The 22190-nt window shown below is 73.0% G+C and carries 5 protein-coding genes; 3 read left to right on the top strand and 2 right to left on the bottom strand.

Going from position 1 to position 22190, the window contains the following annotated elements:
• Positions 1-220: 220 nt before the first annotated feature.
• Both ACFZBB_RS30565 and ccrA read left to right on the top strand, forming a co-directional pair.
• On the top strand, positions 221-3034 hold the full coding sequence (locus tag ACFZBB_RS30565) for an AAA family ATPase (RefSeq protein ID WP_391129134.1): 2814 nt from the start codon (positions 221-223) through the stop codon (positions 3032-3034).
• Positions 3035-3062: 28 nt separating this feature from the next.
• Complete coding sequence (gene ccrA / locus ACFZBB_RS30570) at positions 3063-4403, top strand: crotonyl-CoA carboxylase/reductase (RefSeq protein WP_391129138.1); 1341 nt, start codon at positions 3063-3065, stop codon at positions 4401-4403.
• A 77-nt stretch (positions 4404-4480) separates the two neighbouring features.
• On the opposite strand, the gene ACFZBB_RS30575 is transcribed toward ccrA, so the two are convergent.
• The gene (locus ACFZBB_RS30575) at positions 4481-4933 is read right to left on the bottom strand and encodes a nuclear transport factor 2 family protein (RefSeq protein WP_391129141.1); all 453 of its coding nucleotides are present in this window, start codon (positions 4931-4933) and stop codon (positions 4481-4483) included.
• Positions 4934-5067: 134 nt separating this feature from the next.
• Positions 5068-6258 (bottom strand): cytochrome P450, encoded by a 1191-nt coding sequence (locus ACFZBB_RS30580; RefSeq protein WP_391129145.1) that lies wholly within the window; start codon positions 6256-6258, stop codon positions 5068-5070.
• Between the two features lie 423 nt (positions 6259-6681).
• On the opposite strand from ACFZBB_RS30580, the gene ACFZBB_RS30585 reads away from it, so the two are divergent.
• Positions 6682-22128 carry an SDR family NAD(P)-dependent oxidoreductase gene (locus tag ACFZBB_RS30585; protein ID WP_391129148.1) on the top strand — a complete coding sequence of 5149 codons (15447 nt, stop codon included), beginning with the start codon at positions 6682-6684 and terminating at the stop codon, positions 22126-22128.
• Positions 22129-22190: the final 62 nt, after the last annotated feature.

Genomic DNA, 22190 nt, shown 5'->3' on the forward strand with positions numbered 1-22190 from the left:
GGACCGGCGGTGGCCGACCCGGATGCGGCCGAGTCGGAGACGGCCGACTTCTTCCGCTCTCTTAACGCGCCGAGGTTGCCCAATCTTCCGAAAGCCGCGATAGAGTCGATTCGGCTTTCGGATACGGTGGGAGTTGGCTGTTTGGGATAGATGAGGATCATCTGTGCCGCGGGGTTCACACCCGCAGGCGCTTTGTTGCGTTCCTGGTGTCTTTTGGGTAATGCGAATTGAACGGTTTGAACGGGGGCTGTTCACTGTCGTGGAATTTATTCAGCGTGAAGCGCAGTTAAAGTTTTTGAGCAATTCCTTGCGGGATGTCATGTCCGGCAGCGGGAGAACGGTTCTGGTCGAGGGCGCGATCGCCTGCGGCAAGAGCCAGACCCTGGAATGGGTCATCGACGAGGCGACCAGGTCCGGGGTCACCCTGCTGTGCGCGGCGGGGTCGCCCGCCGAGGCCGGCACACCCCTGGGCGTCGTCTCCCAACTGATGGACGGCGTGCCGGCGTCGACCGCGCCACCGCTACCGCCCGACGGGGCCACCGACCAGGGAACCGGCAGGTTCGCCCGGCAACTCGCCGCGGCCGTGAAGGACATGGCCGAGCAGGCGCCGGTGGTCATCGCCGTCGACGACCTCCAGCACGTCGACGCCGAGTCGCTGCGGTGTCTGCTCCAGCTCGCCCGGCTGACCCGGCGCGGCCGCGTCCTGATGGTGCTCACCCAGCCGCTGCACGGCGGACCGCGGGACCCGCAGTTCGCCGTCGAGTTGCTGCGCCAGCCCGAGGTGCACCGGCTGCGGCTGCTGCCCCTGGACCAGGACGGTGTGGCCCAGATCCTGGCCGCGTATACCGACCTGCCCGCCGGAGCGGTCAACGCCGCGGAGCTGTACCGGCTGACCGGCGGCAATCCGCTGCTGCTGCGCGCGTGTCTCGAGGACTGCCACCGCGCGGTGGCCCACTGGCCGCCGGGCATCGCCCCGCCGCTCGCCGGGGAGCTGTTCGGACAGGCGCTGCTGACCTGCCTGCGCCGCGGAGGCGAGGACACCTGGGAGGTGGCCGCCGCCGTCGCGGTGCTGGGCGAGGCGGCCGACACCGAGTCCGTCGGGCGCGTCTCCGAGGCCACCTCCTGGAGCGTCGACGAGGCGTTGCAAGCACTGGAGTCCGCGGGCATCGTGGACGGCCCGCGCTTCCGCGACCCGGTGGCGCGGTCGGTGGTCCGCGACAGTCTGGACGCGGCCGAGAGCGGCCGGTTGCACCGCGAGGTCGCCGGTCTGCTCAGGGACCAGGGCGCACGCCCCTCGGCGGTGGCCGCGCACCTGCTCGCGGGGGGCGAGGTGCCCGGCTCGTGGGGAGCGGCCGTACTGCGGGAGGCCGCGGAGGCCGCGCTGCACGAGGACGACGCCCCGCTCGCCATCGACTACCTGGAGCTGGCCTGCGCCGGGTGCGACGACGAGCGGGTGCGTACGGACATCAGGCTGCGGCTGGCCGCGGTGCTGTGGCGGATCAACCCCGCCGCGGCCGAGGCCAGGCACCTGCCGGAACTGGTCGCCTCCGCCGCCACCACCCGGCTGCCCGCCCACACCGCCGCCGGTCTCGCCGACCTGCTGATCAGCCACGGCCGTTTCGAGGAGGCCCGCGCCATCCTCGGCGGCCTCAAGGCGAGGGCGTCGTCCGGCCAGTGGGGCGCGGCGCAGGCGGCGCTCGGTCAACTGACGCCCCTGGCCGGGCAGTGGTGCGGCGAGGGCGGCGACCCGGGGTTGCAGGACCACCCGATATCCGCGGAAGCGGTGGCGCATCCGTCCCCCGACGGGTCGCTGCGCTGCCCGGTCCTGTCGCCCGACACCGGCGTGGAGACCTCGGCCGAACGCTTTCTGCGGGTGTCCCCGCTGATGGACGTGACGCTGACGCCGATTGTCAACGCCGTGGTGTCGCTGTACTTCGGCGACCGGCTCGAAGCCGCCGACGACGCCTGCCGCAGATTCCAGGAGGAGGCCGACCGGCGGCGGGCGCCGGGCTGGCGGGCGGTGTTCGTCGGCCTGCGGGCCGACATCGCGCTGCGCGGTGGGCGGCTGGAGGCCGCCGCGGAGTACGCGCAGGAGTCGCTGAACAGCGTCTCCGCCCACAACGGCAGCTTCTTCGTCGGCGGTCCGCTGGCCGTGCTGATCCTCACGCACACGGCCGCGGGCGACTACACGGCCGCGGCGCGGCGGCTCAACCAGCCGATTCCCGACGCCCTGCTCAAGAGCGTCTACGGTCTCGGATACCTGCGGGCGCGCGGCCACTTCTACCTGGCCACCGGCCAACCCGAGGCCGCGCTGACCGACTTCAAGACCGCGGGACGCTTCGCCGTCCGCTGGGGCGTCGACCGACCGGTGCTGCTGCCCTGGCGCACCGACGCCGCGCAGGCCCTGTGCCGTCTCGAACAGCACGACCGCGCCGAGCGGTTGATCGTGGACCAGCTGCGGATGCCGGACGCGGTGCACCCGCGGGTGCGCGGTGTCACGCTGCGGCTGCGCGCGCAGAGCGTCGACCTCAAGCTCCGGCCGTCGCTGCTGGCCAGGGCGGTCGAGGACCTGCACCGGTCGGGCGACCGGCTCGAACTGGCCCGCACCGTGGGCGTGCTGGGCGAGACGTACCGCGAACTGGGAGAGACCACACGGTCGATCGCCGTCACCCGCCGGGCCCTGCACCTGGCCCGCGAGTGCGGCGCGGAACCGCTGTGCGCGGAGTCCGGGCAGCGGCTGCGTGAGGGCGAGCGGGAACGGGCCCAGGATCTCGCCCCGGCCGGCGCCGCGCTCGCAGAACCGGTCGCCGCCGACGCGCTGGGCGCGGAGGCCGAGGCGAAGCTCAGCGATTCCGAGAAGCGGGTCGCGGCCCTGGCGGCCTGCGGATACACCAACCGGGAGATCTCGGCGAAGCTGTTCGTGACGATCAGCACCGTCGAGCAGCACCTGACCCGGGTCTACCGCAAGCTCAACATCACCAGGCGGCACCAACTCCCGCTGGAAGTGCACATGCCGACCAACGAGATCGCCTGACCGCCGGGTCACAACGGGAGGACCGCTCATGCAGCAGATCATCGACGCCGTGCGCGCGGGTGCCGGAGCCGAGGACTTCCTCGCGCTCCCGGTGCCGGAGAGCTACCGCGGCGCGGCTGTGCTCCGCGAGGAGACCGACATGTTCGAGGGGCTGGAGACCCGCGAGAAGGACCCTGCCAAGTCCCTGCACACCATCGACGTCGCCACCCCGGAACCCGGCCCCGGTGAGGTGCTGCTCGCCGTGATGGCCAGCGCGATCAACTACAACACGGTCTGGAGCGCGATCTTCGAACCGCTGCCCACGTTCACCTTCCTCGACCGGTACGCGCGCAGCAGCCCCGAGGCGGCGCGCCACGCGCAGCCGTACCACGTCCTCGGCTCCGATGTCGCCGGGGTGGTCCTGCGCACGGGGCCCGGCGTGCGCAACTGGAAGCCGGGTGACCGGGTGGTCGCGCACTGCCTGAGCGTGGAGCTGGAGTCCGCCGACGGGCACGACGACACGATGCTCGACCCCGAGCAGCGGATCTGGGGCTTCGAGACGAACTTCGGCGGCCTCGCGGAGCTGACGCTCGTCAAGTCCAACCAGTTGATGCCCAAGCCCGCGCACCTCACGTGGGAGGAGGCCGCGTCGTCCGGGCTGGTGAACTCCACGGCCTACCGCCAGCTCGTCTCGCGCAACGGCGCCTCGCTCAAGCAGGGCGACGTGGTCCTGATCTGGGGCGCGGGCGGCGGCCTCGGCTCGTACGCCACCCAACTGGCCCTGAACGGCGGGGCGGTGCCGGTGTGCGTGGTCTCCGACCCGCGCAAGGCCGAGCTGGTGCGGGCCATGGGCGCGGAGCTGGTCATCGACCGGGCCGCGGAGGGCTACCGGTTCTGGAAGGACCCGCAGACGCCCGACCCGCGCGAGTGGAAGCGGTTCGGCGGCCGGATACGGGAGTTGACCGGCGGCGAGGACCCGGACATCGTGCTGGAGCACCCCGGCCGGGAGACCTTCGGCGCCAGCGTCTTCGTCACCCGCCGCGGCGGCACCGTCGTCACGTGCGCGTCCACCTCCGGATTCCGGCACGAGTACGACAACCGGTACCTGTGGATGTCGCTGAAGCGGATCGTCGGCTCGCACTTCGCCAATTACCGCGAGGCGTGGGAGGCCAACCGCCTCATCACCAAGGCGATGGTGCACCCGACGCTGTCGACGGTCTACCCGCTGGAGGCCACCGGGGAGGCGACCCGCGCCGTCCACCGCAACGAGCACAGCGGGAAGGTGGGCGTGCTGTGCCTGGCGCCCCAGGAGGGGCTCGGCGTGACCGACCCCGAGACGCGTGAGCGGCACCTGCCGGAGATCAACCGGTTCCGTACCCCGGTGGGCTGACAACGGCGGTGGCGCGCACCCGTCGCGGGTGCGCGCCACCGTGCCGCTCCGCCCGGCCAGGGGCGGTCAGCGGTCCGTCACTTCCGGTCGATGAGGGTGACGTCGGAGCTGCCGTACAGCGCCATCATCCGGTCGACCAGGCCGACTTCGTTGACGTGGATCGTCATCACGATGTTCACCCGGATCATCTTCTCCTCCGGGTCCTCCGGCGGGACCGGCGGCAGCAGGCCCGACTCGGTCATCGCGGGACCCGCCAGCGGCAGGTAGTTGAAGGTCGAGACCATCGGCACCGACGCCCACTGGCCGTCCTTGGACGCCACCGGCATGGCCGCGTCCTCGAAGGCGCCGGAGAAGACGGCGGCGGCGGCGCGCTGGCTGAGCGCGTGCAGGCCGTGCTGCTCGCCGTTGCCCACCGGGTCCTCGAAGGTGCAGTCCTCGGCGTAGAGCTGGAGCAGGCCCTCCACATTTCCGTCGTTGATCATCCGACAGTGTTCGAGAATGAGCCACTTGGCCCGTTTCTCGTCGGTCATCGTGGCTGCTCCGATGGTCGGGAGGGTGATGGGACGGGAAGTCGGGGGAGGGGTGGGACGGGAAGTCGGGAAGGCGTTCGGACGGCCGGGCGCAGGGCGAGGGCCGTGGGGACCTGAAGGGGAGGCCACGGCGGTCACGCGTGGACGACCGACACCGGCAGCGACTTCACTCCGAAGAAGTTCCGGTCGTAGAACTCCAGCGGCTCGCTGCGGTCGAGCCGCACGTCCTGGTAGTGGTCGAGGAGGAGATTGAGGGCCACTCGCCCCTCCAGCCGGGCCAGCGGCGCACCGATGCAGAAGTGGATGCCCTTGCCGAACGCGACGTGCGCGTTGGGCGTACGGGTGATGTCGAACCGGTCCGGCTCGTCGAACTGCCGCTCGTCGCGGTTGGCCGACGCCAGCCACGGGATGACGATCGACCGCTCGGGGATGACCACACCGCCGATCGGCACGTCCCGGGTGGTGTACCGGCCGGTGATGGTGAACGGCGGCCGGTAGCGCATCACTTCCTCCAGCGCGGCCGGGATCAGCGAGCGGTCGGCGCGCACCGCGGCGGCTGCCTCCGGGTGCTCCTCGAAGCACAGGATCGCGCTGCTCAGCATCATCGTCGTGGTGATGTGCCCGGCGATCAGCAACAGCCGGGCGAAGTTGACGGCCTCCTCCGACGACAGCGGCTCGCCGTCCACCTCGCTGGTGGCCATCTTGCTGAGCAGGTCGTCACCGGGACGGGATCGCCGCTCCTCCAGCATGCCGTCGAGGTAGTAGTCCATCTCCTCGATCGCGGTCCGCAGGCGCTCGTAGTTCTCCGGCAGGTCGATGCCGACGATCTTGGCGGCGATGATGCGGTCCGCCCAGTGCCGGAAGATCGGCCGGTCCTCGGCCGGTACGCCCAGCAGCTCGGCGATCACGATCACCGGCAGCGGATGGGTCAGATGCCGCACCAGGTCGAAACGGTCCATGCCGTCGGTGGCGCCGAGCAGTTCCTGGCCGATCTCGGCGATCCGCGGCTCCAGTTCGGCCACGGTGCGGGGCGTGAACACCCGGCTGATCCCGCGCCGCAGATGGTGGTGCTCGGGCGGATCGATCTGGGCCAGGTCACCGCGGGCGATCTCCGCCGCTTTCGGTGACACCGGGGTCGGGTCGGAGGAGAAGTCCTTCTGGTCCGACAGCACCCGCTGCACGTCCGCGTACCGCAGGACGTGCCAACTGCCGTTCTCGTCGCGGAACACCGGATGGTCGTCGCGCATCCGGCGCAGCCACGCGAACAGTTCAGCGCCGCCGTCGGCGGCCGACGGCGGGCTCAGCGACACAGCGGAATCGGTCACGCGAGACTCCCAGCGTATGACGCGCGGCGTGCGGATGCGGCCGTGGCCGGACACTTGTTTCACGCCGCGAATGAGGAATTATTCCGAATTTCATCGCCCGTGGACGGTAACAGCGTGCGGCAGCGGCTCAAACCCCGGAATAGGTATAGGGGGTGGGGGCCGTGTTTTAGGGGGTACCCCCGCGGGGGCAGGGGTCGTGCGGTCAATGACCCCGGTTGACTGGCCAGTTGAACGCTGATGGGATCGATTACCGGTCCACGTCCGTCCTGTCCGCAACCACGGATGACGGCGCGGAGGGCGACAATTCCGAGGCGATCGGGACGCGCACTCCGCATTCCACCGAGGTGGTGGAAAGTCTGGCGTTTTCGTGCGACCTGTATCACCCCCCGGGTCGTGGGATTCCGAAGGAGCTCTGACGTACTGGTGGCGGACACAAATGCCGACCGGAATTCGCTGAACGGACACGGCGGCGACCCCGCCGGGCCGGGCGAACCCATCGCCGTCATCGGGGTCTCCTGCCGACTGCCGGGAGCGGACGACCCGACGGCGTTCTGGGACCTGCTGCGCGGCGGCGCGGACGCCGTGACCGAACTCGCCGCCCCGCGCTGGCCCGTGCAGGGCGACGCGGACGCCGAGCCGGACGCCGATTCGGACATCGGTCCGGGCGGTCCGGGCGGTCCGGGCGGTCCAGGAGATCCGGGCGGTCCGGGCGCGGCCGGTCCGCAGCGCAGCGGCTTCCTGGACGCCGAGCGGATCGAGGGCTTCGACGCGGAGTTCTTCGGCGTCACGCCCCGCGAGGCCGCCCAGATGGACCCGCAGCAGCGGCTCGCGCTCGAACTGGGCTGGGAGGCGCTGGAGGACGCGGGCCTCGCCGCCCTGCACCCCGCCTCCAGGACCGGGGCCCCCGAGGCCGCCCCGGCGGAGCACCCGGGGAAGACGGCTCGACAGCCCGTCGCCTACGGGGTGTTCCTCGGCGTCATCGCCGACGACTACGCGACCCTCAGCGCCCGGTCAGGACCGGCCACCGCCCACACCCTCACCGGCCTGCACCGCAGCCTCGTCGCCAACCGTATCTCCTACGCGCTGGGCCTCAACGGGCCGAGCCTGACCGTCGACGCCGGCCAGTCCTCCTCGCTGGTCTCGGTCCACCTCGCCTGCGAGAGCCTGCGCTCCGGCGAGTCGGCGGTCGCCCTGGCCGGCGGCGTGAACCTCAACCTCGTCCCGGAGACCACCGAGCGGATCACCGCCTTCGGCGCGCTCTCTCCCGACGGCCGCTGTTACACCTTCGACGAGCGCGCCAACGGATACGTCCGCGGTGAGGGCGGCGCGGTCCTGGTCCTCAAGCGGCTGAGCGACGCCGTCGCCGACGGCGACCCGATCCGCTGCGTGCTGCTCGGCAGCGCCGTCAACAACGACGGCGGCGGCCCCGGCCTCACCAGCCCGCACCAGGCGGCGCAGGAGGACCTGCTGCGCAGCGCCTACCGGCAGGCCGGGGTCGCACCGGACGAGGTGCAGTACGTCGAACTGCACGGCACCGGCACCCGCGTCGGCGACCCGGTCGAGGCCCGCGCGCTCGGTACGGTGCTCGGCGCCGGCCGCGACCCGCGAGCGCCGCTGGCCGTCGGCTCGGTCAAGACGAACGTCGGCCACCTGGAAGGCGCCGCAGGCGTGACCGGCCTGCTCAAGCTCATCCTCAGCGTCCAGCACCGGGCACTTCCACCGAGCCTCAACTACCGCCGCCCGAACCCGGAGATCGCGCTGGCGGACCTCCGCCTGCGGGTGCAGACCGGGGACGAGGCGACCGCCTGGCCCGACGCCGACCGGCCGCTGCTGGGCGGTGTCTCCTCCTTCGGCATGGGAGGCACCAACTGCCATGTGGTGGTGGGCGAATGGGCCTCGGCCTCGGCCTCCGTCCTCCCCGACGCGGCTGCCCCCGGCGCCGCCCCCGCGACCCGGTCACCGCTCGGTGAACTCGACCTCGTGCCCTGGCCGGTGTCCGCGCGGTCCGCCGCAGCACTGCGTGGCCAGGCCGAACGCCTGCTCGCCGTCGCCGAAGCCGCCGATGCCGATGCCGACTCCGACTCCGACTCCGTCCTCGTCGCCGCCGACGGCCCGTCGAGCCTGCGCCCGGTCGGCCGGGCCCTCGCCCTCTCCCGGGCGGCGTTCGAGCACCGCGCTGTCGTCCTCGCGGCCGGACCCGCGGAGGCCCGTGACGCCGTCGGCATGCTCGCCACCGGCATGCCCGCGGCCGGTCTCGTGAGCGGCGCGGTGCGCGCCGGAGGCAGCCGGGTGGCCCTGGTGTTCCCGGGTCAGGGCTCGCAGTGGGCGGGCATGGCGATGGAACTGCTCGCCTCCTCCCCGGTGTTCGCGGCCCGGATGGGGGAGTGCGACACGGCGCTGGCCCCGTATCTCGGCGGCTCGGTGGTCGAGGCGATCCGGGAGGGCGCCCTGGACGATGTGGTCGTCGTCCAGTCGGCGCTGTGGGCGGTGATGGTGTCGCTGGCCGAGGTGTGGCGCGCCGCCGGTGTCGAGCCCGGCGCCGTCATCGGGCACAGCCAGGGCGAGATCGCCGCCGCCTGCGTCGCGGGCGCGCTGTCCGTCGAGGACGGGGCGAAGACGGTCGCGCTGCGGGCGAAGGTGATCGGCGCGTCGCTGTCGGGCCGCGGCGGGATGCTCTCGGTCGGGCTGCCCGTCGGCGCGGTCCTCGAACGCCTCACCCGCTGGGGCGACCGGCTGTGCGTCGGATCGGTCAACGGACCTTCGTCCACCGTGGTGTCGGGCGAGCTGGACGCGCTCGCCGAACTGCGCGCCGCCTGCGACGCCGAGGGCATCCGCGCCCGGCGCGTCGACATCGACTACGCGTCGCACTCGGTCCAGGTCGACGCGATCCGGGAGGAGGTGCTGGACGCCCTCGCCGGCGTCACCCCAGTGGCGTCCGACGTGCTCTTCTACTCCACGGTCACCGGCGGCCGGCTCGACACCCGGGAACTGGACGCCGCGTACTGGCTCGCCAACCTCCGCGGGCAGGTGCGGTTCGACGAGACCGTACGCGCGCTGCTGGCGGACGGGTTCGGCTACTTCGTGGAGGCCAGCGCGCACCCCGTGCTGGCGGTGGGCCTGGCCGAGACGTTCGAGGACGCCGGGTTCGACGCGGTGGCGCTCGGCACGCTGCGCAGGAACCAGGGCGGCCAGGCACGCTTCCTGACCTCGCTGGCCGAGGGTTGGGTACGTGGCCTGCCGGTCGACTGGCAGGCCGTCTTCGCCGACACGCCCCCGGCCCAAGTGGCCCTTCCCACCTACGCGTTCCAGCGCCGCCGCCACTGGCTGGACACCGCGACCGGCCGCCGTCGGCGACGCGCGGGAACCGCCGCCGTACCGGCCCGGCGCACCGTCCGGGACGCCGAGCACGACGAGGACCGGGACTTCGGTGCCGAACCGGCCGCCGCCGCCTCGTCGTTCGCCGCCCGACTGGCCGCGCTGCGCCCGGCCGAGCGGGATTCGACGCTGCTGCGCTTCGTTCTGGCGCACGCGGCGGCGGTCGCGGGACAGCCGTCGCCGGACGCGCTCGACCCCGAACAGACCTTCAAGAACCTCGGGTTCGACTCGCACCTGTCGGTCCAGCTCCGCAACCGGATCGCCGAGCAGGCCGAGGTGGCGATGCCCGCCACCGTCCTCTTCGACCAGCCCACGCCGTCCGCGCTCGCCCGCCACCTGCGCGCCGCCCTGCTCGACGCGGGACCCGCGGGGAACGACACCGCGGCGCCCCCCGCTGACCACCCGGACGCCGACGACTCCCCGATCGCCATCGTCGCCATGGCCTGCCGACTCCCTGGCGGCGTCGACTCGCCCGAGGCGCTGTGGGACGTCGTCGCGGACGGCCGGGACGTCATCGGCGACTTCCCCGACAACCGCGGCTGGGACATCGAGCGCCTCTACGACCCGCAGGCGCGGCGCGCGGCCACCAGCTACGTCCGGCACGGCGGATTCCTCGACGGCGCACCGGACTTCGACGCCGGGCTGTTCGGGATCTCGCCGCGCGAGGCCCTGGCCATGGACCCGCAGCAGCGGCTGCTGCTGGAGACCTCGTGGGAGGCGGTGGAGCGCGCCGGGATGGACCCGCTGTCCTTGCGCGGCACCCGCACCGGCGTCTTCTTCGGCGCGATGTTCCAGGAATACGGGCCGCAGCTCCAGTACGGCGCGGACGGCGTCGAGGGCCACCGGCTCACCGGCACCCTCACCAGCGTCGCCTCGGGACGGCTGGCCTACACCCTGGGCCTCGAGGGCCCTGCCGTCACCCTGGACACGGCCTGCTCGTCGTCCCTGGTCGCACTGCACTGGGCGGTACGGTCGCTGCGGTCGGGCGAGTGCACGATGGCGATCGCGGGCGGCGTCACGATCATGTCCACGCCCGGCATGTTCGTGGAGCTGAGCCGACAGGGGGCGCTGTCCCCCGACGGCCGCTGCAAGGCGTTCTCCGCCGCCGCCGACGGCACCGGCTGGTCCGAGGGCGTCGGCGTCCTCGTGGTCGAGCGGCTCTCCGACGCGCGCCGCAACGGCCACCAGGTGCTGGCCCTGATCCGCGGCTCGGCCACCAACCAGGACGGCGCGAGCAACGGCCTGACCGCGCCGCACGGCCCCTCGCAGGAGCGGGTGATCCGTGACGCGCTCGCCGACGCGCGGGTCGCCGCCGCCGACGTGGACGTGGTCGAGGCGCACGGCACCGGCACGACGCTCGGCGACCCGATCGAGGCGCAGGCGCTGCTGGCCACCTACGGGCGGAGCCGCCCCGAGGACCGGCCGCTCCGGCTCGGCTCGGTGAAGTCCAACATCGGGCACACCCAGGCCGCGGCGGGCATCGCGGGCGTGATCAAGATCGTGCAGGCCCTGCGCCACGAGGAACTGCCCCGCACCCTGCACGCCGACGTTCCCTCGCCGCACGTCGACTGGTCCGGCGCCGTCACGCTCCTCACCGAAGCGGTGGCGTGGAAGCGCGGGGACCGGCCGCGGCGCGCGGGCGTCTCGTCGTTCGGCATCAGCGGCACGAACGCGCACGTGATCCTGGAGGAGGCGGAGCCGGAGGCTCCCGCGAGCCCCCTGGCCGCGCCCGGCGCGTCCGAGGCCGAGGTCGAGGTCGAGGTCGAATCCGCATCCGCATCCGTACCCGCTTCCGTTTCCGCTTCCGAGGGTGGGGCCGGGGACCCGCGGGCGCTCCCGATCCTCACCGGCGCCCCCGCACCGTGGCCGGTGTCAGGACAGTCGGCCGCCGCGCTGCGCGCCCAGGCCGCCCGTATCCGCGACTGGACGGGCGAGGCCGGGGCAGACGGCCCAGCGAGTACGGGTGACGGCCGGGCCGCCACCGGCCATGCCCTGGCCACCGCCCGCGCCGTACTCGAACACCGGGCCGTCGTGCTCGCCGCCGACCCCGACGGGACCCGTGACGCGCTGACCGCCGTCGCCGTCGGCGCGCCCACCCCCCACGCCGTCGTCGGCGCGGCCGACCTGCGCGGCCGGACCGTGTTCGTCTTCCCCGGCCAGGGCTCCCAGTGGCGCGGCATGGCCGCCGAACTCCTCGACACCTCACCGGTGTTCGCCCGCCGCTTCGCCGAGTGCGAGCGGGAGACGGCCGCGTACGTCGACTGGTCGGCCACCGCTGTGCTGCGCGCCGCCCCGGACGCGCCGCCGCTCGACCGGATCGACGTACTCCAACCGGTGCTGTTCGCCGTCAACGTTTCCCTGGCCGCGATGTGGCGCGCCGCGGGCGTCGAGCCGGGCGCCGTCGTCGGCAGCAGCCAGGGCGAGATCGCCGCGGCCTGCGTCGCGGGCGCCCTCACCCTCGCCGACGCCGTCCGCGTCGTCGTCCTGCGCAGCGCGCTCTTCGGCGAGGAACTCGTCGGCAACGGCGCCGTCGCCTCGGTCGCGCTGAGCGCGCAGGCGCTGGAAGAGCGGCTGGCCGCGTGGGACGGCCGCCTTACCGCGGCCGGACGCAACGGACCCACCGCGCAGACCGTCGCCGGGGACGAGACCTCGCTCGCCGAATTCGTCGCCGCCTGCAAGGACGAGGGGATCAGGGCCCGCGTCATCGGCTCCACCGTCGCCTCGCACTGCGCCCAGGTCGACCCGCTGCGCGACCGCATCACGCAGATGTTCGCCGACGTCACGCCCGCCGCGGGCGATGTCCCGTTCTACTCGACCGTCACCGCAGGCGCGCTCGACGGACACGGGCTCGACGCCGACTACTGGTTCGAGAACGCCCGCAGGCCGGTCGACTTCGAGACCGCCGTCCACACCCTCCTCGACGACGGCTTCCGGTTCTTCGTCGAGATCAGCGCCCACCCCGTACTCACCCCCGCCATGCAGGAGACGTTCGAGTACGCCGGGACCGACGCCCTCGCCCTCGGCACGCTCCGCCGCGACGAAGGCGGCGCCGACCGCTTCCTCACCTCCGTCGCCGAAGGCTGGGTCCGCGGCCTGCCCGGCGTCGACTGGACCCGCCTGCTGCCCGCGACCGACGGGCGCCGCGTCCACCTGCCCACCTACGCCTTCCAACGGGCGCGGTACTGGCTGGAGTCGGCGGCGGGCGCGGGCGCGGGAACGGACGGCCTCGGCCTGTCCGCGACCGGGCACCCGATGCTGGGCGCGGCCGTACAACTTGCCGACACCGACACCCTGTTGCTCACCGGCCGGATCTCGCTGCGCACCCATCCGTGGCTGGCGGACCACGCCGCCCTTGACACGGTGCTGCTGCCCGGCGCGGCCTTCGCCGAACTGGCGCTGCACGCGGCCGAGTTGACCGGATGCGCCCAGGTCGAGGAACTCACCCTGGAAGCACCGCTGGTCCTCACGGGCCAGGACGGCGTCCACCTCCAACTCACCGTCGGCGCACCGGACACGACCGGCCGCCGCGAACTGCGAATCCACTCACGACCCGACCGCGCCGACGCGTACGACGACTCCGGAGCCGTCGACACCGGCCCCTGGGTCCGGCACGCCGCAGGCGTCCTCGCCTCCGAGGCGCCCGCCGCTCCCGAACCCCTCACCGCCTGGCCCCCGGCCGACGCCCGGCCGGTGCCCGTCGAGGAGTTCTACGCGGACCTGGACGCGACCGGTTACGGCTACGGTCCGGCCTTCCGCCGCGTCCGCGCCGCCTGGCGGTCGGGTCAGCACCTCTACGCCGACGTCGCTCTCGGCGACGAGCAGGCCACCGACGCCGGATCGTACGGCGTCCATCCCGCCCTGCTGGACGCCGCGTTGCACATTTCGCTGGCCCATGTCGACGGCCTGCGGCTGCCGTTCGCCTGGCGCGGGCTCGCTCTGCACGCCGTCCACGCCTCGGCGGTCCGCGTCCGCGTCACTCCCGACGGCCCGGACACCGTCGCCCTGACCCTCGCGGACGCCACCGGCGCGCCCGTCGCGTCCATCGAGGCGCTCACCCTGCTGCCCATAGGCGAGACGCAGTTGAGCCCGGCGGGAGGCCCCGCCAACACCCCCGCGGACCAGGCGCTCTTCCGGCTCGACTGGCAGCCCGCCGCGACCGCGGAGCCCGCGGCCGAATGGCTGGCCATCGGTCACGGCACGGGCGACGACGGCGTGCCCGACATCGCGGAACTGCTCGCCCGGATCGACGCGGGCGCCATCGAGGCGCCGCAGACGGCACTGGTACGGCTCGGCGGGTGGGGGCACGAGGAGCCGGGCGGCGCGAAGGGTCCGCTGGGCGACGGCGACGGCGACGGCGACCGCTACGGGAGCGGGGCGTCGGGCTACGAGGGCGGGCAGCCTGTCGGCGTGAACGGTGTCCTCGGCGACGGGAGTGGGACGGCGGGCCACGAGGGCGCGACGCCGACTCGTACGCCGGTCGACGCGGCACTGCCCGCCCGCGCCCACGCCGCGACCGCCGAGGCGCTGGCCGTGCTCAAGACCTGGCTCGGCGACGAGCGGCTGAGCACGTCGCGCCTGGTCGTGCTGACGCGCGGTGCGGTGGCGGCGGGAACCGACGAGGACGTCGCCGATCTGGCGACGGCACCCGTCTGGGGCCTGATCCGCAGCGCCCAGTCCGAGCACCCCGGCCGCCTCGTCCTGGTCGACACGGACGACACAGCGGCGTCCCGGGACGCACTGGCCGCGGCCGTCGCCACCGCCGTCGCGCGGGACGAGGCGCAGATCGCCTTGCGCGCGGGCGAGATACGGCTGCCCCGGCTGGTCCGCGCCACCCCCGGCGCCGCGTCCGAGGCGCCCGGCACCCCCGATGACCCGCACCGCACCGAGGCCGACCCGCACGGCACGGTCCTGATCACCGGCGGGACCGGCGCCCTCGGCTCGCTCCTGGCCGGTCACCTGGTCACCGAACACGGCGTCCGGCACCTCGTCCTGACCAGCCGCCGCGGACCCGACACGGACGGCGCCGCCGACCTCAGGGCCCGGCTCCGCGCCGACGGCGCGGAGACCGTCGACATCGTCGCCTGCGACGCGGCCGACCGGTCGTCTTTGGCCGCGCTGTTGGAGGCGATTCCCTCCGACCGGCCGCTGACGGGCGTGGTGCATGCGGCCGGTGTGCTCGACGACGGACTCGTGCTGTCCCTCACCGACGACCAACTGTCGCGCGTGCTGACGCCCAAGGTGGACGCGGCGGTGCATCTGCACGAGCTGACCCGGCACTTGGACCTGTCGCTGTTCGTGCTGTTCTCCTCCATCGCCGCGACCTTCGGCAACCCCGGCCAGGCCGACTACGCAGCCGCCAACGCCTTCCTCGACGCCCTCGCCACGCGCCGCCGCGCCGAGGGCCTGCCCGCGCACTCCCTCGCCTGGGGCCTGTGGGAAGAAGCCGGCAGCATGCGCGCCCACTTGGACGACGGCGACCTCGCCTGGCTGCGCGCCTCCGGCGTCCGGCCGCTGGCCGCCGACCTCGGCCTGGCCCTGTTCGACGCGGCCACCGCCACCGACACGTCGTGCCTCGTCCCCGTCTCGCTCGACCTGACCGCCCTACGCACCGAGGCCGCCCGCGGTTCCCTGCGGCCCGCCTTCCGCAGCCTGGTCCGCGCACGGCGCACCGCCGCGGCGGCCGCACCGGCCGACAGCGCCAGCGACCTGCGGCACCGCCTCACCGGCCTCGAACCGCAGGAACAGGACCGGCTCCTGCTCGATCTGATCCGTGAACAGGCCGCCGCCGTCCTCGCGTTGCCGACACCGGACACGATTTCCGCGCGCCGCAGCTTCAAGGAGTTCGGCTTCGACTCGCTGACCGCCCTGCAACTCCGCAACGCCCTCGCCACGTCCACCGGCCTCCGGCTCCCCGCCACCCTCGTCTTCGACTACCCGACGCCCCAGGCGCTCACCGGCTTCCTCCGCACCCTCGTGCTGGGCGCCGACATGCCGGGCCAGGCGGCGGCAACGGCCCCGGCCGACGCGGCAGGCCGGGCGTCCGCTCCGGACAGTGACACCGATCCGGTGGTGATTGTGGGGATGGCGTGTCGGTATCCGGGTGGTGTGGGTTCGCCTGAGGAGTTGTGGTCGCTGGTCGCTTCGGGTGGGGATGCGGTGTCGGGGTTCCCGGTGGACCGGGGGTGGGACATCGGGGAGTTGTTCGATCCGAATCCTGGTGTGGCGGGGCGGAGTTATGCGCGTGAGGGCGGGTTCCTTTATGGCGCGGGTGAGTTCGACGCGGGGTTCTTCGGGGTGTCTCCGCGTGAGGCGTTGTCGATGGATCCGCAGCAGCGGTTGCTGCTGGAGGCGTCGTGGGAGGTGTTGGAGCGGGCGGGTATTGATCCCGGTTCGCTGAAGGGCAGTTCGACGGGTGTCTTCACCGGCGTCATGCACCACGACTACGGCTCCACCGGCGACCGCCCCGAAGAACTGGAGGGCTACGCCGTCACCAGCACGCAGGGCAGCGTCGCCTCCGGCCGGGTCTCTTACACCTTCGGTTTCGAGGGCCCGGCGATGACGGTGGACACGGCGTGCTCGTCGTCGCTGGTCGCGATGCACCTGGCGGCGCAGGCCCTGCGGTCGGGGGAGTGCTCGCTCGCCCTGGCCGGCGGCGTCACCGTCATGGCGACCCCGTGGGTCTTCGTGGAGTTCAGCCGCCAGCGGGGCATGGCGCCCGACGGCCGGAGCAAGGCGTTCTCGGCTGCGGCGGACGGTGCCGGTTGGGGTGAGGGCGTCGGTGTGCTGTTGCTGGAGCGGCTGTCGGACGCGCGGCGCAATGGTCACCGGGTGCTGGCGGTGATGCGGGGCTCCGCGGTGAATCAGGACGGCGCGTCGAACGGGCTGACCGCGCCCAACGGTCCGTCGCAGGAGCGGGTGATCCGCGCCGCGTTGGACAGTGCCGGTCTGACGGCCGCCGATATCGACGTGGTCGAGGCGCACGGGACCGGCACGGCACTGGGCGACCCCATCGAGGCGCAGGCGCTGCTCGCGACGTACGGACAGGAGCGGGCCGGTGAACTGCCCCTGTGGCTGGGCTCGGTGAAGTCGAACATCGGGCACACGCAGGCCGCCGCCGGGGTCGCGGGCGTGATCAAGATGGTCCAGGCGATGCGCCACGGTGTGCTGCCGCGCACCCTCCACGTGGATGAGCCGACGCCGCACGTGGACTGGTCGAGCGGAGCCGTCGAATTGCTGACCGACTCCCAGGACTGGACCCCGGGCGACCGCCCGCGCCGGGCCGCCGTCTCGTCGTTCGGCATCAGCGGGACGAACGCGCACGTGATCCTGGAAGAGGCCGAGCCGTCGCGGACCTCCGAGCCCGAAGTCACGCCGGACGCAGGCCCGTTGGGGTCGCTGACGGTGGTGCCGTGGGTGGTGTCCGCGCGGTCGGCGGACGCGCTGCGCGGCCAGGCCGGACGCCTTGCGGCCTTCGTCGAGGCGGGGGGCGCGGAGAACTCCCCGGCGGACGTCGGCTTCTCCCTCGCGACGTCCCGCACCGCCTTGGAGCACCGGAGCGTGGTGCTGGCCCCGGACATCGCCGAGGCCGTCTCGGGGCTCGGCGCCCTGGCCGACGACGCCCCGGCCGCCCGCGTGGTGTCGGGCGCGACGGTGCGGGACCCCGGCCGGGTGGTGTTTGTTTTCCCTGGTCAGGGGTCGCAGTGGGTGGGGATGGCGTTGGGGTTGTTGGACTCTTCGCCGGTGTTCGGGGCGCGGTTGGCGGAGTGTGACGCGGCGTTGTTGCCTCATGTGGGGTCGTCGGTGGTGGAGGCGATCCGCGACGGGGCTTTGGACGATGTGGTGGTGGTTCAGGGTGCGTTGTGGGCGGTGATGGTGTCGCTGGCGGCGGTGTGGCGGTCGGTGGGTGTTGAGCCGGGTGCGGTGATCGGTCACAGCCAGGGCGAGATTGCCGCTGCTTGCGTGGCGGGTGCGTTGTCGGTGGAGGACGCGGCGCGTGTGGTGGCGTTGCGGGCGAAGGCGATTCGCGGGTCGTTGTCGGGCCGGGGCGGGATGGTGTCGGTCGCGCTGCCTGTGGAGGACGTACGTGAGCGGATCGCGCGGTGGGACGGTCGTATTTCCGTTGCGTCGGTGAACGGGCCTTCGTCCACGGTGGTTTCGGGTGAGCCCGGCGCGTTGGATGAGCTGCTGACGGCGTGTGAGGCCGGGGGCGTACGGGCGCGTCGTATCGATGTGGACTATGCCTCGCACTCGGTGCAGGTCGACGCGATACGTGACGAGGTCGTTGAGGCCCTGTCCGGCATCGAGCCGCAGTCCTCGCAGGTTCCGTTCTACTCCACGGTGACCGGCGGCCGTATCGACACGACCACGCTCGACGCCGAGTACTGGGTGACCAACCTCCGCCAGGAAGTCCGTTTCGACGAGACCGTCCGGGCCCTCCTCGCCGACGGCTTCACGTACTTCGTGGAGTCCAGCCCGCACCCCGTCCTCGCGGTCGGTCTGGCCGAGACGTTCGAGGACGCGGGATCGGACGCCGTCGCCCTGGGCACCCTCCGCCGGGACGAAGGCGGCCAGGAGCGCTTCCTGACGTCCCTCGCGGAGGGCTGGGTACGCGGCCTGCCCGTCGACTGGCGCTCCGTCTTCGCCGGAACCCCCGCCCACCACGTCGACCTGCCCACCTACGCCTTCCAACACGAGCGCTACTGGCTGACCGGTGAGGGCAGCCGCAGCGGCGATCCCAGCGGGCTCGGGCAGGAGGCCGTCGATCACCCGCTGTTGGGTGCGGTGGTGCGGCTGGCCGATTCGGATCAGGTCGTGTTCACGGGTCGGCTGTCGCTGGCGTCGCACGCGTGGCTGCGCGATCACCGGGTGGAGGGGACCGTGCTGGTGCCGGGCGCGGCCTTGGCCGAATGGGCGTTGCGCGCGGCGGACGAGGTCGGGTCCGGGCGGGTTGAGGAGCTGACGCTTCAGGTGCCGTTGGTGGTGCCGGAGGGCGGCGGCGTGCAGGTGCAGGTCTCCGTCGGCGCGCCCGACGGAGACGGGCGGCGCGAACTCGGCATCCACTCCCGCGCGGAGAGCGCCGCGCCGGGTGACCGGCCCTGGACGCGTAACGCCGCCGGCACGTTGCTCGACGACAGCCCTGACACCCCGGACACGCTCACCGCGTGGCCGCCGCCGGGAGCCGAGCCGGTGCCGGTCGACGGCTTCTACGAGCGGGCAGCGGCGGCAGGTTACGGCTACGGCCCTGCCTTCCAGGGCCTGCGGGCCGCATGGCGCGACGGCGACGAGCTCTACGCGGAAGTGGCGTTGCCGGAGTCCGCGGTCAAGGACGCGGCCCGGTTCGGCATCCACCCCGCCCTGCTCGACGCCGCGATCCAGGCCGTACTGCTGGAGCACCCTCACGGCTCGCCGGTCCGGCTGCCGTTCGTCTGGTCCGATGTCGTGCTGGGCGCGGTCGGCGCGACCTCCGTACGCGTACGGCTGCGAGCCTCGGGACCTGACACGGTGTCAGTGACGGTGACCGACACCGCAGGCACCCTGGTCCTGTCGGTGACGTCCCTCGTGCTGCGCGCGGTGTCGGGCGACCAGCTCCGCGGTACCGGCTCGGACACGGTCGACGGCCTGTTCCGGGTGGACTGGGTCCGCGCGATGCCCACGGAGAGCGACGCGGCGACGGCCGATTGCGTCCTCGTGCCGGGAACAGCGGGCCTCACTGCCCTGGCCGCCGCCTCAGAGCCGGTGCCGCCGCTGGTCGCCGTGGTCCTGCCCCCGGCCTCAGTCTCCGACGGCGTGCCGGGCGCGGTCGGCGACGCTGTCACCGGCGTGCTGAGCTTGGTTCAAAAGTGGCTGGCCCAGCAGAGTTTCGCTGATTCGCGGTTGGTCCTCGTCACCCGTGGCGCGGTGTCCACTCACAGCGGTGAGCCTGTCGCCGATCTCGTCCACGCCCCGGTGTGGGGCCTGGTGCGCAGCGCGCTCGCCGAGAACCCCGGGCGCCTGCTGCTGGTCGACACCGACCACGACGTGGAGACGGCCGCGGATCTCGGTGCGGTGCTCGGTGTCGCGGTGGCGGCTGGTGAGGCGCAGGTGGCGGTGCGTGGCGGTGAGGTGCTGGTGCCGAGGCTGGTGCGGGCGCCTGCCGGTGGCGGGGGGTTGGTGCCGCCCGCCGAGGGCGCGTGGCGACTGGTCGCCTCCGAAGGGACGCTCGACGGGCTCGCCCTGGCCCCCCACCCCGCTGCCGAGGCGCCGCTCGCCCCCGGCCAGATCCGGGTCGGGATCCGCGCGGCCGGTGTCAACTTCCGTGATGTCGTGGTCAGTCTGGGCATGGTCGGCACCGAGGAGTCGCTCGGCTGCGAGGGTGCGGGTGTCGTGGTCGAGGTCGGGCCCGGTGTCGCGGGTGTTGTGGTGGGTGACCGGGTGATGGGTCTGCTGCCGGAGTCGTTCGGGCCGTTGGCGGTGGTGGACGAGCGGTTGGTCGTCCGGGTGCCGGAGGGCTGGAGTTTCGAGCAGGCCGCCGCCGTCCCCGCGGTGTTCCTCACGGCGTGGATCGGTCTCGTCGACCTTGGCGAACTGCGTTCCGGGCAGCGGGTGTTGATCCACGCGGCGACCGGTGGTGTGGGGATGGCGGCCACGCAGTTGGCCCGGCACTGGGGTGCCGAGGTCTTCGGGACCGCCAGCGAGGGCAAGTGGGACACCCTCCGGGACATGGGCTTCGACGCGGAGCACATCGCGTCCTCCAGGACCCTGGCCTTCGAGGACGCCTTCATGACCGCCACCGGGGGCGACGGAGTCGACGTCGTACTGGACTGCCTGGCACGGGAGTTCGTGGACGCGTCGTTGCGGTTGCTGCCGCGCGGCGGCCGGTTCCTGGAGATGGGCAAGACCGACATCCGCGACCCGGAGGCCGTCGCCGCCGAGCACCCCGGTGTGACCTACCGGGCCTACGACCTGGCGAAGGCGGACCCGCAGCGAGTCGGCGAGATCCTGCGGGAGTTGGCGGGGTTGTTCGCGGAGGGTGTGCTGGAGCCGTTGCCGGTGCGGGTGTGGGACGTACGTCGGGCGGACGAGGCGTTGCGGTTCATGTCGCAGGCGCGGCATGTCGGCAAGGTCGTGCTGCGTCTTCCGCGTGCGGTCGATGCCGCGAGTGCGGTGGTGATCACGGGTGGTACGGGTCTGCTGGGCGGCTTGGTCGCCCGGCATCTGGTGTCCTCGTACGGGGTCCGGGATCTGGTGCTGGCCAGCCGACGAGGGAAGGACGCTCCCGGAGCCGCCGAGTTGGTGGCGGAGTTGGAGGCGGGGGGCGCGCGGGTCGAGGTCGTGGCGTGTGATGTCGCGGTCCGGGACGAGGCGGCCGGGCTGCTCGCGCGCTTTGGCGGGGAACGGCCGTTGGGCGGTGTGGTGCACTGCGCGGGCGCGCTGGACGATGCGCTGATCGGTGGCCTGGACGAAGGCCGGGTGCGCGCGGTGTTGGGCGCGAAGGTGGATGGCGCGTGGCATCTGCATGAGCTGACCCGGGACTTGGACCTGTCGCTGTTCGTGCTGTTCTCGTCTCTCGCGGGCGTGGTGGGCACGGCGGGGCAGGCGAACTACGCGGCGGCGAACACGTTCCTGGACGCTCTGGCCGGTGTGCGCCGTACGAGCGGGGCGGCGGGTGTGTCGATGGCATGGGGACACTGGGCCACCGACTCGGAGCTGACGGGCTCTCTCGGCGAGGTGGACCGGGCACGCCTGGCCCGTAGCGGCGTGGTGCCGATGAGCGTCGAGCAGGGAATCGGGCTGTTCGACGCGGCCGTCGGCTGGGACGTACCGCTCGCCGTCACCGCCCGCCTCGCGCCCGAGACGGCGGACGAACAGACCGCGGGAGAAGCCTTCCGCGCTCTCGCGCGCGGCCTGACGAGCCGTACTCCGCAGCGCCGTGCCGCCAAAGCCGTTGTCCCTGCGGAGCGTTCGGGCGGCGCGGACCTGGCCGCGCGCCTCGCCGCGCTCGGCGCCGCCGAGCGCAGCGCCGTACTCGTCGACATGGTGCGTACCAACGTCGCGGCGGTGCTCGGCCACGGATCGTCGGCCGCCGTCGATCCGGCGCGCGCGTTCAAAGAGTTGGGCTTCGACTCGCTCACCGGAGTCGAGCTGCGCAACCGCCTCGGCACCGCCACCGGACAGCGGCTCGCGGCCACCGTGGTCTTCGACCACCCCACCCCCGACGCGCTCGCCGCGCACCTGCTCGGCACGCTGCTGCCCGACGAACAATCGCCGGGTGCCGATGAACTCCTGGCCGAACTGGCGGCGTTGGAGACCCAGCTCGCCACCGTCGCGGCCGAGGACGTGGACGCGGACCAGCGCGCCGCGGTCGGCCGCCGGCTGGAGGCACTGCTCGCTCTCTGGCGCGGCTCCGGCACCGAGACCGGCTCAGGCACACGCGAGACCGGTGCCGCCGACCGGCTGAAGTCGGCATCCGCCGACGAGGTGCTGGATTTCATCAACAACGAGCTCGGGATCTCCTGAGCGGCCACGCCCGGCGCGGCGGCACGAGCGCCGGGCGGGCCACACGACGCAGGACATCCCGT

It is taken from the genome of Streptomyces sp. NPDC008139, from assembly GCF_042957025.1.
Taxonomy (GTDB): Bacteria; Actinomycetota; Actinomycetes; order Streptomycetales; family Streptomycetaceae; genus Actinacidiphila.

Coding starts and splice junctions, on each gene's coding strand:
- ACFZBB_RS30565 (WP_391129134.1), top strand. CDS start 221: ATGCGAATTGAACGGTTTGAACGGGGGCTGTTCACTGTCGTGGAATTT.
- ccrA (WP_391129138.1), top strand. CDS start 3,063: ATGCAGCAGATCATCGACGCCGTGCGCGCGGGTGCCGGAGCCGAGGAC.
- ACFZBB_RS30575 (WP_391129141.1), bottom strand. CDS start 4,933: ATGACCGACGAGAAACGGGCCAAGTGGCTCATTCTCGAACACTGTCGG.